We start from the raw sequence: 14217 nt of genomic DNA on the forward strand, positions 1-14217 counted from the left end.
ACCGAGCCCTATTGCGTTCGGCTGTTGACCTATAGCTATTGTTGTCTGCGTACTGCCAATATTTTACCCGATCGGGGGATCTGCCCCGATAAGTCCTTGTGATTTGGGGAGCGCCCCACCAGAGAAAGGAAGATTCCAGCAGTTTAATGAGGTTGAGCTTGTAGGGGGCCGACGCATTCTGGTAAGATTAACCGCTAAAGTTAGTATTAATTACTTGCCTTGAAGATTGCTTGGGTCTTCCCGGGCAGGCAGTCAACTCACTGCTGTATGCTGGTGAGAACTTGATCCTCTCGGGGTAGCAAAGCAGCACAAAACCTGCTTGTGGCTACCTGCGGGCTGAAATTTTGTGGAATCTAGACTTGAGTTAGTTAGTAAACAGTGATTTTGTTAGAGGGAAACTATGACCAGTAAGCCGGATCGCGTGGTTTTAATTGGCGTTGCCGGAGATTCCGGATGCGGAAAATCTACTTTTTTACGCCGATTGACAGATTTGTTCGGGGAAGATTTCGTGACTGTAATCTGCCTCGACGACTATCACAGTCTCGATCGCAAGCAGCGCAAGGAAACAGGGATTACTGCCCTTGACCCCAGAGCGAACAATTTTGACCTGATGGCAGAGCAAATGAAGGCGCTCAAAGAAGGTAATGCGATCGACAAGCCGATCTACAACCACGAAACCGGTATGATCGACCCGCCCGAAAGGGTAGAGCCGAATCACGTGATTGTGATTGAGGGGCTGCATCCGCTTTACGACGAGCGAGTTCGATCGCTCATCGACTTCAGCGTCTACCTCGACATCAGCGACGAGGTAAAAATTGCTTGGAAAATCCAGCGCGACATGGCGGAACGGGGCCACCGTTACGAAGACGTGCTGTTTGCGATCAATGCTCGCAAACCGGATTTTACCGCCTACATCGACCCGCAAAAGCAATATGCTGATGTGGTAATTCAAGTGTTGCCGACCAACTTGATCAAAGATGACAAAGAGCGGAAGGTTCTGCGCGTGCAGATGATCCAGCGCGAAGGCATCGCCAATTTTGAGCCTGCGTATTTGTTTGACGAAGGTTCAACAATTAACTGGGTTCCTTGCGGCCGCAAGCTGACTTGTTCCTATCCCGGAATTAAGATGTACTACGGGCCCGATGCTTTCTACGGTCACGAAGTCTCGATTTTGGAAGTAGATGGTCAATTCGAGAATCTCGAAGAAGTTATTTACATCGAAAGCCATTTGAGCAAGACTTCTGCGAAGTATGAAGGCGAGTTAACTCACCTGTTGCTTCAGCACCGCGAATATCCTGGTTCTAACAATGGAACTGGTTTGTTCCAAGTGTTAGTCGGATTGAAGATGCGGGCGACTTACGAGAAGTTGACTGCAAAAGAAGCGAAAGTGGCTGTTAGTGTTTAGAACACAGACATGAAAGATTTGGGAGGCGCAATTGCGCCTCTTTTTTTGTGGAGAAATGAACCGCAGAGGGTGATTTTGGCGCAGAGAAGAGTTAGGGCATAATACAATTCATTTCAGAAATATCTAAATTTCAAAAAATGCCTGTATTGCCTATGAAATCGTGAGATGAGATTCGGAAAAAAGCGTTAACCCAAGCATATTGAGTTAGGGTAGAGTGTGTGGCAATAGAGAGTTTAAAAATGTTTTTCATGCTTGATTGAGGGTAGTTCTACTTTCTTGAATTATCTATAGCGGTTCTCGGAAAGATGAGGTATTCACCAATTCATTAACAATTCCCCAATCCTCGAATCCCCCAATCCTCCAATCCTCCACTCCCCTAATCTAAAATTCTGCAATCTAAGTTGTACCTCATCTTTCTAATAACCGCAATAATTCGATGCAACCCTGTCTGAATATCGATTAAGAATGCCAAAAACTTTACTGCTGCACCATTACCTCTTCCAGCAATAGCTTCATTCGGTTGCCGATCGCCCCGACATTGGGTTCCTGTAAAATACCTAGATGGTCTCCAGGTATATCGTAAATGGTCAGATTGTCTTTGAGAAAAGGTTTCCAGCCTAGATCCGGATCGAGACTGACACTTACGCCCTCTTCAGAATCCAGCGCTTTAAACATAACTACTTTGCCAGCATAGGGTTTTGGCACGTAAGCTCGTTCTGCTTGCTGAATTATCTTCTCTGTCATCAAATAGTCTGTGGTGTAAGACATTGACTCTGTAGGTTCTTTCGGCTTAAAGTATCGCCCGATCGTCTTGCGGGCCGGCATTGTCATGGGGTCTGTAAGTGTCATTATTTTATCGACGACACTACGGACGATGTAACCTATACCCTCCTTAGCAATTTTTTGGGTATGGAAGCGCAGCCGCTGCTGAATGGGTAGGGGCTTGTAGGCAGAGGGCAACATGGAATCAAACATCACCAATAACGCTGTTTCTTGTCCTTTAGCTGCCAATTTTTGAGCTACCTCAAAAGCAACAATACCTCCAAATGACAAACCACCCAAATAATAGGGGCCTTCTGGTTGCACCTTCACGAGTTCATTGATGTAATAGTCTGCGATCGCCTCAACCTTATTGAGTGGTCCATTCATGCGATCTTTAACAAGAGTAATTAGGGCATATATCGGCCGATCTAGCCCCAAATATGGAATTAACGGATAATAAATAGACACTCCTTCAAACAGAAATAGTGGTGGCACAGAACCCTTCGGTTGAATCTCAACTAAGGAAAGGCTTTGGCTGGGGATATTCCCTTGACGTAGAATGTCGGCTAATTGTTTGATGGTTGGGGCTTGGAAGATAATCGATAGTGGCAAACTCTGCTGGAACTTTTCGTCAATTTTGTCAGCTAAGCGAGCTGCTAGCAGGGATGTACCGCCTAAATCCATTAAATTATCCGTAGTACCGATCGGCTTAATATTGAGTACCTGCTCCCAAATATGGAGAAGTTGAGTTTCTAGTACATCAGCAGGCAACACAACTTCACCGTACTGAACCAGATCGACAACCTGCGGTTCTGGAAATGCACGACGATCGACTTTACCATTGGGGGTCATGGGGAAGCTCTCCATCACTACAACCGCTGGCGGAATCATGTATGGCGGTAGCTTTGTTTGTAGAAAACTACGCAATGCAGACACCTGAATTGGTTGTCCGTGCTTCGGAATGATATATGCCACTAAGCGCTTTTCACCGGGTACATCTTCCCGTGCCAAAACTATACCTTGTTGCACAGATGGGTACTGTTCCAAATAGGTTTCAATCTCTAGTAACTCAATCCGAAAACCTCGAATTTTTACTTGAAAATCGATGCGACCAATAAACTCCAACGTTCCATTTGGTAAATAGCGGGCAGTATCCCCTGTTCTGTAAAGTTTGTCTTCAGGTCGATCGCTAAATGGATTAGCAACAAAATTACTTGCAGTGCGTTCTGCCAAATTGAGATATCCCCTCCCAAGCCCTGGGCCGCCAATATACAGTTCTCCAATATCGCCATCTGGCACAAGATTTAGGTTTTCATCCAGAATGTAAATTTGGCTGTTGGGAAGAGGACGACCGATCGGAATGTCTGCTTCACTACTGAGATCGTAATCTTCAGCGATCGGGTCAAAAATGGTGGCCGTCACCGTAGTTTCAGTTGGCCCATAGGCATTGAGCCAACGAGGATATTGCCCAACCAATTGTCGCCATTCACCATACAGAGCCCGAGAGGCTTTTTCTCCGCCCACAATCACCAATCTCACATCTGACGACATGGGAACGCGTAGCAATGAGAGTCCGCTGACGAGGCCATGCCAAAAAGCAGTTGGCAAGTGCAGAATAGTAATGCGTTCTTGCTCAATAAATTCGAGGAATTGGCGGGTAGAGCTAATACAGTCTTCCGTTCGCAGCACGATTGTTGCACCACTTACCAAGGATGGAAAAACTTCCCCAATGATGGTGTCAAAGCTCATGCTAGAGAATTGAAGTACCCGATCGCCCAATCCAAGATTAAATGCCTGTGCGATCGCCTTGCTGTGGTGAACCATGCCCCGGTGAGCAATCATTACACCCTTGGGATATCCCGTCGAACCAGAGGTGTAAATAACGTAAGCCAAATGCTCGGGCGTTGTCAGCAGAGACAAATTTTCAGTGCTGTATAGCGCCATCTCGTGCCAGTCTGTATCTGGACAAATCACGCGAGCATTGTGTTCTGGCAAAAATTCAACCAGATGCTGTTGAATCAAAATGAATCGCACAGCGGCGTCTTGTAACTTGTACGCTCGACGTTCGTGGGGATAGGTTGGGTCGATCGGCACATAGGCCGCCCCAGCCTTGATCACCCCCAAAAAGCAAATCACCATTTCCAGGCAGCGATTCATAGAGATAGCAATCAGTTCATCCGGTTGCACTCCTAGTGCTTGAAGGTAATGGGCGAGCTGGTTTGCGCGTTGATTTAAGGCATCATAGGTTAATTCTTGCCCTTGAAATGACAGGGCGATCGCATCAGGAGTCTGCTTAACCTGTGCTTCAAACCATTGATGGATACTCACATAGTCAGATCGAGTTAGATCGACTTGAGAGTCCTCGACAGAGGAAATATCGTGAGTATATAATGGAACATCAACACAGACATCGTGGGTAGTTTTTAGCGCATCAGTTTCCTTGTTGGGTAAGTACCCATCACCACTCGTCAAAAAATCTTGAGAGTTCATCATATTTGTGATTTAAGTAGGGCAAGCGAGCTTAAGAAATGGCAGCCTGTCGGCAACTCCTTCTCCCGCATTCATCCAGCCAGCTCACAGCTTTTTGTGGACTGCTTGTTGTGCAGTGTCGAAACTGCCGCAGTGCAGTAATACTGCGTCGAACCAATCTATCACAGTTGCCAGGTCTATCTGAATATGGCGGCGCGAATCAATGCGCTTTTGGGGAACGGAAGTTGTTTCTGGATAATTACTTTTTCTCTTGTTTTAATTCTACGGCTTATTAATTAAGCTGTTGTACATAAGACTGTTTTGGGAATCATCTCATTAGCGAGCGGGGGCGATCGCAGTAAAAAAGCAAAACAGAGATGATCCCTTACTCCTTCAATGGAGCTAAACTGCTTTGCCTGTAAATGTTTTAGCTATTTACATTTTTTTTGTATGCCTTAAAAATTTGTACGTTTTCTTAAGTTGTCACCAATAGGGGAGGGTGTTTGGAAGTAGAGATTTTAAGAAGGTTTTTCCGGCTTCATTGAGGTCGCTATCTAGGGAAAAAGTTAGACTGCGAACTCGGATATCGTCATTTTTTATATCTAGTGGCTGTTTGAGGTTTTGCGGGTAGATGAGAATTGCATTTTGGCACTTTAAGGCATTTGCGTAAGCAACTATTTGATGAATGTCATTATTGGCTACTTTATCGGGAGCTTTGTATTTTGTATCGAGGACGTATTGGACTTTTTTTGTTTCACTATCGCCTAGGAGTAAGTCAATCCGATCGAAATAGTTTTGGTCATGGGTGACTCGGTGTTGTTGTTTGACAAAAAAGCCTTTTGGTGTATTTGCTTTGAGCCATTCAGCGACAAATTGTTCATATAAATTAGCCATGTCTATGAGAAAAGGGAGCATTTCGCGATCGCCTGTTTCGTGACTAGGCCCTGTGTTATCTAAAAAGAATCGACATAAGGCGTGTAAAAGTTGATAATCTTGATTCAAACGGTGATAATTTCTATCAATACAAGCTTCGGATTTAAAATGTTTTAATGTGACAAATCCTTGGAGTGCGTGAAAGGCTTTTCGCACTGTGGATGAAACAGATTCACCGCATAAACCGCTGCGGCCAATGATGAAGAGTGTCCAAGCGAGTATTTGATTGTCTTCGATGTCGCCTGTTTGTTCGTTGTAGTGGCATTTTAGTTTAACATCCCAAGGTTTTTGCAGGGCTGACCGCAAATCGACGCGGCCGCGAATGTAGGCGAGTCTTTCTGTTTTGGATAAGTAATCGCGATATAATCCTTTGCGACAGCGTTCTAGAATTTTTTGGGCAAGAATGTTAGCTAATCTCTCGTAACTTTGTTCTAAAAATTGGCACTGAATCGATCCTTGGGGAAATTTTATCTTAAGTTTGTAGGCATAGTCAAGCATTCCGAAGAGGTTGTTTATGGGAACCTTGGGGCGGATGGCGATGTGAAATTCTGGAGTGATGGGAATGTTGCCAACTCTGCCTTTAGATTTTAAATGCCATTGATATTTTGTTTTAAAGTTGGGAAATTCTATCTCGATTTCCTTGGCATAATTATGGTATATTTTCTGTCCTACTGATTCGGGGATTGAGTCTTGTTCAAAAGTTGCTAATTGATATTCTGTAAGTTCGATAATTCGGCGGGATTCTGGTTTCATAATTGTGGTGGATGCAGTAACGCCACCGTATCGGCGTTAATGACGGCGTTAGATTGTCAATAGCCCAATTTATTCTTGATATTTTCCCAGAGAAATTCATCCATTTTTTCCAGGCTATCAAAGAAGTATTCTTCGAGGTATGGCTCGATTTCCATTTGCCAAATATCTTGGATATCTTCAGCTAAGGTTTTTGTCAAAAAGAAGGAGATGCCTAGTTCATAGTGTTGGTTGTTAATTGCCTGATTGACATCTTCTAGAATGCTAGTTAATTTATCCACTGGAAAACCTGTTTGCCATTTTTGGTGATAGTGTTGCAGGACTTCATAGTTTGGATAGACGGGAATGAATGCGAAGCGGCGGCGGAGTGCGTTATCGACTAAGGCAATAGAACGGTCTGCTGTATTCATTGTGCCGATAATGCGGACATTTGTAGGGATTCTAAATAGTTTACCGCTGGCTAGTTTAATAAAGCGTGCTGTGTCTTGTCGGTCATCTAGGAGATACATTAACTCGCCAAAGACTTGAGATAGATTTGCGCGATTAATTTCATCAATAATGAGAACGCAAGTGTCTTCACAGGCTTCGGCTTTTTCGCAGAATTCTAGGAATCTACCGGGAACTATTGAGTAGGTTAATTGTCCGTTTTGAGTTATTGGGCGGAGGCCTTCGATAAAGTCTTCGTAGGTGTAGGCGGGGTGAAATTGGATAATGTCTGACAAACCGTCACCGCCGCCGATTAAGTGTTTGGCTAGTTTTTCGGCTATAAAGGTTTTTCCGGTTCCGGGTGGGCCTTGGATGATGGTTTGGCCTTTGCGGTTAATGGCGTGTATCCATTGGGTTAGTTGCGTTATTTTAAAAGCAGTAATTTCAGAAATTTCTTCTAGTTGATACACTGGGTTAAATTCCTTTTCATAGACTGAAAGATATTCACTAAGAGGTGGGTGATAATCGCCCAGCACTAATAAAAACACTGGAAATACTTTTTTAAAGGTTTGTGTGATTTTATGAATTAACTGTTTAGCAGAATATCCTAATATTTCTTCTGATTCAAGTGATACACTGACCTGAATACTATTAATGTTATGTATGAAAGGAACGTCTAGTTGTTGTAAATTAAACAAGTATTGTAATAATTCATTAATACTTTTAACTTTTTTATTGGGGGTATTAAAGAGCCCAAAATCGTGAATCCCAGGCTCCGTTCCGTGAGTTAAATAGTAATAAGTGGGCTGGGAAAATTTATATATTTTGAGCAGTTCTTTAATGCGTGTATTAGGTCTATAGTTAGAATAATAATTTTCAATAATTTCCCCTAGGTTTTTTATATGTGAGTGAAAACCAAAAGTTAATTTGTGTTCTTCAAAACTTATCCTTAACTGAGGATTGTTATCCAGAGAGTAGAAATCTTTTAAACCCAAAGCTACACTGTACGCTATGGATTGCAAATCGTTGATTGCAATAATCTGTCCAAGTTTCTCACACTTGAGATTGATATATTCTTTAATAAAATCAGGCAACAGATATTCCACCTGGCTTAAAATATCCTTGACTGGCTCTTCTACATATTTTAATAAATCTTTTTTGTGTTGCCTGTAAAAATCAGAGCTGCGATTTTTATAAAATTCGGTCAATAGGTTAAATGTGTTCTCTGAAAAAGGGCATTCAGGATGTACAAAAACTTTTTCCATTTTTTCTATGTTTTTAAGGTGACTTAATTGTTGTTCTTAAATTATTGTAGCCGATTGCCCTTCCCGACACCAGATATCTGAGATACGATCGCACTCACCATCCTTACCGTCATCAATAGCCCTCCCAAACCAGTAACACAGGCAAAACCGCTAACAACAGTTCCCGGAAAATTTAAACTTGCGCCGAGTGACTCAGATTTACCAAATTGTGTCTATACTAGATAATTGAATCCGGCGCGACTAATAACGGCTACATTAAGATACAAAGCAGTAGCAGCAATAATGCGATCGGGTAAATCGGGAATTTGCGATCGGTCAACTTGCCTTAAAGTCAAAGCTATATTGCGATCGAAAGGAATTTCAACCAATAAGGCATCATCGCTCTCAACTTCTCTCAATAATAGATCGAGAGTTGTTGAATTAATCTGCCCTCACTCGCTCAGATAGACAATTTCGGCTAATGTAATTGATGAAAAAGCCACCTGATTTCCCTCGGCAGCTATCTGTTCTATTGTCGTTCTAGCAGTCACCGAAAGTCGCGAATCGGCAAAGATATACCAGATCACAGCATGAGTATCCGCCACAGCACGCAGCATTAGAAATCCTCCCTTGGGAAATTCGCCCATTCTTCGCTGCGAGCTTCATCTATATCAGCGGCAGAAGGTGCAATTCCCAAGTCAGCACATAAACCCCACAATGATTTGCGGGGAGCGGGCAGAACAACTAATTCTCGTTCTATTTCAGGAACTATCCACTTAATCAATCGTAACTTTTCGGCTAGAGACAAGTGCTTAACAAGATTTAAAACCGCCTCAAAAGTCATGTTTTTTATGTTTAAATTGGTAATAGATGTAATTGTAGCATTTTGGCTGCCAAGGACAGCATCACCAGGTTTGGGTTGAGAAGATTCCTTTACCACGCTTCCCGGAAAATTTAAACTTGTGTCGAAATTATCTAAACGTGCTATATTCAACTCCGTAAACCCTGAACTACGCTTTCAGGTAATGCAAATTTATAAACGAGTCAACTGAATGCTCCCTACTTTTAAGAAATTAGCTTCAATTGCAATCATCTTTGCCGCCCTAGAACTTTTACTTAATTATCCGCCTTTCAGAGAAATAGAAAATTATATCGCAAATAGAGACCCAGCAAGTGCTACCTTAGACGCTGGAACTCTACAGCAAAAACCCAGCACTCCGCCTCCGGTAGTTCCCAAAAAATCACCGGAGCAAAAGTTTGATGTAGTAGTATATGGTGATGAAGTACCGGGGATATGTGCGGCGATATGGGCTAAGAAAACTTTAGGCGCAAAGGGCAAAGTTGTGATTGTGCGATCGAACCACGGAACTGCTCCTTTGGGTGGCTTACTCACCCGCGGCGGGTTAGCTTACATCGATTTAGATAAAATCCCCAATTGGTATCGCCAACCCTACGCCCAATGTTTTAAGGAATTCTTAGATAAAGCGAATGCGCCCCAAACTTGCTTAGACCCAAAAAAGGCAGATCGAGCTCTCAAACAGATGCTTTCAGCAGCAGGAGTCAAAGTTATTTCCAACTCCACTCTTACTCCCCGCGTCGTAGATAAAAAAATCGAATATGCCCAAGTAAAAGGCAAAAATTTAAGGATTAAAGCCAACTCTTTTATTGACGTAACTCAAGACGCAGAATTGGCAAGAAAAGCAGGATTATCTTATTATACAGGATATGAATCACAAAATATAAAATCCAAAAATGAAACTTTAGCTGTCTCTGTAGTTCCCAGAATTACGGGTATAACGATGTCCGAATTCCGCAGAATAGAAGATCAAATTCTCTACAACCGGCCTATGGTAAAAAAAATTAAAGAAAGCATTAAAAAATCTAAAGATCCGGCTAGTACCAAATTCTGGATGAGGAATTTCTGGAGTACGATTTATCAGCCATATACCGACGGCTACGACATCAGAAGCGTAGCCCTAGGCGCAGCTTATCACATAGACAGAAATCTGCCATTTAGTCAAAACAAAGGATTCTTTTTTGATAAAGGCAATGTCTGCGTTTATAACAAAAATGTGCTCTCCTGGAACGGGTTTCTGTTTAAATACCAAGTTGACCAAATCATGAAAATGGAAGCTAACGGCAGAAAACCGACTCCTGAAATGATTAAAGAAATGTCACAGCTTCAACAATGGCTACAAAAGAAGTCTGGTAAAGATGTGAGAGTATTTCTTCCAGACGAGGTTTATATCAGGCAAACTTTGAACATTCGCGATGTGGTAGATCCACTGACGGGGAAGGAGATTATCAAAGGCGGAACAGTACCCGGAAAGTCGATCGGCAGTTTTTCCTACGATTTCGATATGCGGGGCGGAGTCAAGCATTTATCTGCGAGAATTCCGCCGTTGCCAGTCTATAATTTCGGCATAGAAAGCGCTTTGGCTAGCAAAGTCAAGAATTTAGCCATTGTTGGGCGATCGTCCGGTTATGTCGGTATGGCTGTATCCGTCGGGCGAATTGCGACGGTGAATATTTATCAAGGACAAGGTGTGGGCGTAGCGGCTGGTTTGGCTAGCAAGTTCGGCGTGCCGCTGAATTCGATTACTTCGGCTGAAACGAAAAAAACTCTGGAGACTTTAACGGGGAAAAAGACGTATTTGTCGGGGAGAGATACGAGTTATGGAGTTGATTATAAGGAGGTGAAGTAATTAAAGATATTAAGAGGAATGAACCGCAGAGGGCTCAGAGGGCGCCGAGAGGAGAGGGATGAGAGGGTTTTTTAGGAGAGGATGAGGCGCCGGATTTCTTCTTTTAAAAAGCGGACATTGAAGTTGATGAGAAGACCGAGAGGATAACCAGTCATTTTCAGGTAGGAAATAACTTGAGCTTCATGGATAGGAAGTACAGTTTGGACTGACTTTAATTCAACAACGAGGGTGTTGGCAACCAGCATATCGTATCTGCCTTCCCCAACCACAACACCTTTGTAAATCACATTTACTGTAGGTTGAGGTTCAAAAGGAATTCCCCGGCGCGAGAGTTCTTCACGCAACGAATTCTCATATACCGCTTCCAAAAAGCCCGGCCCCAACTCCTTATGAACCTCCATAGCCGCCCCAATCACAGCATAAGTCAACTCATTCAGATCATCTTCCAACTCTCTTCTCTCCTCTTCTCAAACCTAGATCACAATCATAATCCAAAACCCTCCCCACACTCTTCCCTCTGCGCCCTCTGCGCCCTCTGCGGTTCAAACCTCTTCTCTTCCCCCCGCTGTGGCACAATCTTAAATAAGATCAAACTCTCAAGCCACCATGACCGCAAACCTACCCCCCCAATACGACCCCAAAGCCACCGAAGCCAAATGGCAAAAATACTGGGAAGACAACCAAACCTTCAAAGCTGACCCCGAAAAAGGCGGCGAACCTTACTGCGTAGTTATCCCGCCGCCCAACGTGACCGGCAGTCTCCACATGGGACACGCTTTTGAAGAGACGCTGATTGATGTCCTCGTCCGCTATCACCGCATGACTGGACGCAATACCCTGTGGTTACCGGGAACGGATCATGCTAGCATCGCAGTTCAAACTATTCTCGAAAAGCAACTCAAAGCAGAAGGCAAAACTCGCCACGATTTAGGCCGAGAAAAATTCTTGGAACGGGCCTGGGAGTGGAAAGCGGAATCGGGCAATACTATTACTAATCAATTACGCAGTTTGGGCGTGTCTGTCGATTGGTCGCGTGAACGCTTTACGATGGATGAAGGCTTATCCGCTGCGGTTTTAGAAGCGTTTGTCCGTCTGTATGATGAGGGGCTGATTTATCGCGGCAATTACTTGGTGAATTGGTGTCCCGCGAGTCAGTCCGCTGTGTCGGATTTGGAGGTTGATCAGCAGGAAGTTGAAGGCCATTTGTGGCATTTCCGCTATCCTTTGACGGACGGTTCTGGTTATTTGGAGGTGGCGACGACTCGGCCGGAAACGATGTTGGGCGATACTGGGGTGGCGGTGAATCCACAGGACGATCGCTACAAGCATCTTCTCGGTAAAACTGTGACTTTGCCGATCGTCAATCGCGAAATCCCCATCATTGCTGATGAGTTTGTCGATCCAACTTTTGGAACTGGTTGTGTCAAGGTGACTCCCGCCCACGACCCGAATGACTTCGAGATGGGTAAACGTCACAATTTGCCGTTTATTAACATCATGAATAAGGACGGCAGTTTAAATGAAAATGCCGGAGAGTTCCAAGGACAAGACCGATTTGTTGCCCGGAAAAATGTGGTCCAGCGGTTAGAAACTGACGGGGTTTTGGTTAAAATAGAAGATTACAAGCATACTGTTCCCTACAGCGAACGTGGCAAAGTTGCGGTCGAACCTTTAATATCTACGCAATGGTTTGTGAAGATAGATCCTCTTTCTCAACGCGCTTTAGAAGCATTAGATCAAAGTAACTCACCAGTTTTTGTTCCTGAAAGATGGACAAAGGTTTATCGCGATTGGCTGGTGAAGCTGAAGGATTGGTGTATCTCCAGGCAATTGTGGTGGGGACACCAAATCCCCGCTTGGTATGCTGTTAGCGAAACCCAAGGAGAAATTACTGATACAACACCTTTTATAGTTGCGAAAACTGAAGCTGAAGCTAGGGAAAAAGCTACGGCTAAATTTGGTAATGACGTGCAGCTAGCAAGAGATCCAGACGTATTGGATACTTGGTTTTCGTCTGGGTTGTGGCCTTTCTCAACTCTAGGATGGCCGGACGAAACTAAAGATTTGGAGTTTTACTATCCGACAACTACTTTGGTTACAGGTTTTGATATCATCTTTTTCTGGGTTGCTAGAATGACGATGATGGCCGGACATTTTACTGGAAAGATGCCTTTTGATACTGTTTACATTCACGGTTTGGTGTTGGATGAAAACGGTCAGAAAATGTCTAAGAGTAAAAACAACGGTATCGACCCGCTGCTGTTGATTGGTAAGTACGGTACTGATGCTTTGCGCTACACTTTGGTTAAGGAAGTGGTAGGGGCGGGTCAAAATATTCGCATGGAGTACGATCGCAAAACTGATGAATCGAAATCAGTGGAAGCTTCCCGGAACTTCACGAATAAGTTGTGGAATGCGGCCAGGTTTGTGATGATGAATTTGGAGGGACAGACTCCGCAGCAGTTGGGAATTCCTCACCCCCCTCAACCCTCCCTTACCGAGGCGGGGAAAGAGGAAGGGTTGGAATTGTGCGATCGCTGGATTCTTTCTCGCTATTATCAAGTTGTGCAACAAAGCCGCAATTGTTTGGAAAATTACGGTTTGGGGGAAGCGGCGAAGGGACTTTATGAGTTTATCTGGGGCGATTTCTGTGACTGGTATATTGAGTTAGTCAAGTCTCGCTTGCAACAGGATGCTGAACCCAATTCTAAGAAAGTCGCACAGCAAACTTTTGCTTTTGTGTTGGAAGGGATTTTGAAACTACTACATCCTTTTATGCCACACATTACTGAGGAGATTTGGCACACTCTGACTCAAACAGGTGACGATCAATGTTTGGCTTTGCAGGCTTATCCTGAAGCAAACGCATCACTCATTGATGCTGATTTGGAACAGCAGTTTGAGTTGTTGTTCGGTACAATTCGCACTATTCGCAATTTGCGGGCCGATGCTGATATCAAACCCAGTGTGAAGGTGACGGCAATTTTGCAAAGCGACAACGAGAAAGAACGCCAAATAATCTCAGAGGGAAGGGTTTACATTCAGGATTTGGCAAAAGTCGAAAATCTGACCGTAACTGCTAGTTTGGATACAGATTTGGGACAGACAATTACTGGCGTTGTCGGTACTGTGCAAGTATTGATTCCTCTGGCTGGGGTGGTCGATTTGGCGGCTTTGCGTGCTAAATTAGAAAAGAAGTTGAGCAAAGTAGAAGCTGAAATTAAGCATACTGCGGCGCGTTTGACTAATCAGAAGTTTGTGGATAAGGCTACTCCTGATGTGGTTCAGGGCGCGAGGGATGCTTTGGCGGAAGCCGAAAAACAAGCGGAGATTTTGCGCGATCGGCTAAAGGTGTTTTAAGAGTTGACAGTTGGCTGTTGACTGTTGGCTGTTGACTGTTGACTGTTGACTGTTTTTAGTCAATTTGTAGGCTGCGTGAGGGCGAAGAATCTTGGAATCGCAAGGAAAATATTGACTCTCACGCACCGCTGGCGCGATCGGCTAAAGTTGTTTTAAGAGTTGA

Annotated in this window: 10 protein-coding genes; 3 read left to right on the forward strand and 7 right to left on the reverse strand. The window is 43.9% G+C overall.

Annotated elements, in window-relative coordinates; genetic code table 11:
- Window positions 1–400 precede the first annotated feature (400 nt).
- Entirely contained in the window at window positions 401–1405 is a 1005-nt protein-coding gene (locus tag D0A37_RS06300; RefSeq protein WP_006632794.1) for a phosphoribulokinase, read from the forward strand.
- Between the two features lie 477 nt (window positions 1406–1882).
- Here the strand turns inward: D0A37_RS06300 and D0A37_RS06305 are convergent, their stop codons facing one another.
- The 6 genes from D0A37_RS06305 to D0A37_RS06330 all read right to left on the reverse strand — a co-directional run bounded on the left by D0A37_RS06305 (window position 1883) and on the right by D0A37_RS06330 (window position 8983).
- A complete protein-coding gene (locus tag D0A37_RS06305) occupies window positions 1883–4660 on the reverse strand; it encodes a non-ribosomal peptide synthetase (RefSeq protein ID WP_242722381.1) in 2778 nt (925 codons plus the stop codon).
- Window positions 4661–5119: 459 nt separating this feature from the next.
- Window positions 5120–6322 (reverse strand): McrC family protein, encoded by a 1203-nt coding sequence (locus tag D0A37_RS06310; RefSeq protein WP_242722383.1) that lies wholly within the window; start codon window positions 6320–6322, stop codon window positions 5120–5122.
- A 56-nt stretch (window positions 6323–6378) separates the two neighbouring features.
- Window positions 6379–8010: an McrB family protein gene (locus D0A37_RS06315; protein WP_242722385.1), complete on the reverse strand. Its 1632-nt coding sequence runs from the start codon at window positions 8008–8010 to the stop codon at window positions 6379–6381.
- Between the two features lie 212 nt (window positions 8011–8222).
- Entirely contained in the window at window positions 8223–8408 is a 186-nt protein-coding gene (locus D0A37_RS06320) for a PIN domain-containing protein (RefSeq protein WP_242722388.1), read from the reverse strand.
- A 33-nt stretch (window positions 8409–8441) separates the two neighbouring features.
- Window positions 8442–8606: a hypothetical protein gene (locus D0A37_RS06325; protein WP_242722390.1), complete on the reverse strand. Its 165-nt coding sequence runs from the start codon at window positions 8604–8606 to the stop codon at window positions 8442–8444.
- On the reverse strand, window positions 8606–8983 hold the full coding sequence (locus D0A37_RS06330) for a hypothetical protein (RefSeq protein WP_242722392.1): 378 nt from the start codon (window positions 8981–8983) through the stop codon (window positions 8606–8608). Before D0A37_RS06330 ends, D0A37_RS06325 begins: the two co-directional genes overlap by 1 nt.
- Window positions 8984–9041: 58 nt before the next feature.
- On the opposite strand from D0A37_RS06330, the gene D0A37_RS06335 reads away from it, so the two are divergent.
- Entirely contained in the window at window positions 9042–10694 is a 1653-nt protein-coding gene (locus D0A37_RS06335; RefSeq protein ID WP_242722395.1) for an FAD-dependent oxidoreductase, read from the forward strand.
- A gap of 71 nt (window positions 10695–10765) precedes the next feature.
- Here the strand turns inward: D0A37_RS06335 and D0A37_RS06340 are convergent, their stop codons facing one another.
- Window positions 10766–11143 carry a GxxExxY protein gene (locus D0A37_RS06340; RefSeq protein ID WP_242722397.1) on the reverse strand — a complete coding sequence of 126 codons (378 nt, stop codon included), beginning with the start codon at window positions 11141–11143 and terminating at the stop codon, window positions 10766–10768.
- 157 nt (window positions 11144–11300) lie between these two features.
- Between D0A37_RS06340 and D0A37_RS06345 the strand changes: the two genes are divergently transcribed.
- A complete protein-coding gene (locus D0A37_RS06345; protein ID WP_242722399.1) occupies window positions 11301–14054 on the forward strand; it encodes a valine--tRNA ligase in 2754 nt (917 codons plus the stop codon).
- The last annotated feature ends 163 nt before the right edge of the window (window positions 14055–14217 follow it).

Origin of the sequence: Microcoleus vaginatus HSN003 (genome assembly GCF_022701255.1) — a bacterium.
GTDB classification, from domain to species: Bacteria; Cyanobacteriota; Cyanobacteriia; order Cyanobacteriales; family Microcoleaceae; genus Microcoleus; species Microcoleus vaginatus_B.

Coding starts and splice junctions, on each gene's coding strand:
- D0A37_RS06300 (WP_006632794.1), top strand. CDS start 401: ATGACCAGTAAGCCGGATCGCGTGGTTTTAATTGGCGTTGCCGGAGAT.
- D0A37_RS06325 (WP_242722390.1), bottom strand. CDS start 8,606: ATGCTGCGTGCTGTGGCGGATACTCATGCTGTGATCTGGTATATCTTT.
- D0A37_RS06345 (WP_242722399.1), top strand. CDS start 11,301: ATGACCGCAAACCTACCCCCCCAATACGACCCCAAAGCCACCGAAGCC.
- D0A37_RS06335 (WP_242722395.1), top strand. CDS start 9,042: ATGCTCCCTACTTTTAAGAAATTAGCTTCAATTGCAATCATCTTTGCC.
- D0A37_RS06305 (WP_242722381.1), bottom strand. CDS start 4,660: ATGATGAACTCTCAAGATTTTTTGACGAGTGGTGATGGGTACTTACCC.
- D0A37_RS06315 (WP_242722385.1), bottom strand. CDS start 8,010: ATGGAAAAAGTTTTTGTACATCCTGAATGCCCTTTTTCAGAGAACACA.
- D0A37_RS06310 (WP_242722383.1), bottom strand. CDS start 6,322: ATGAAACCAGAATCCCGCCGAATTATCGAACTTACAGAATATCAATTA.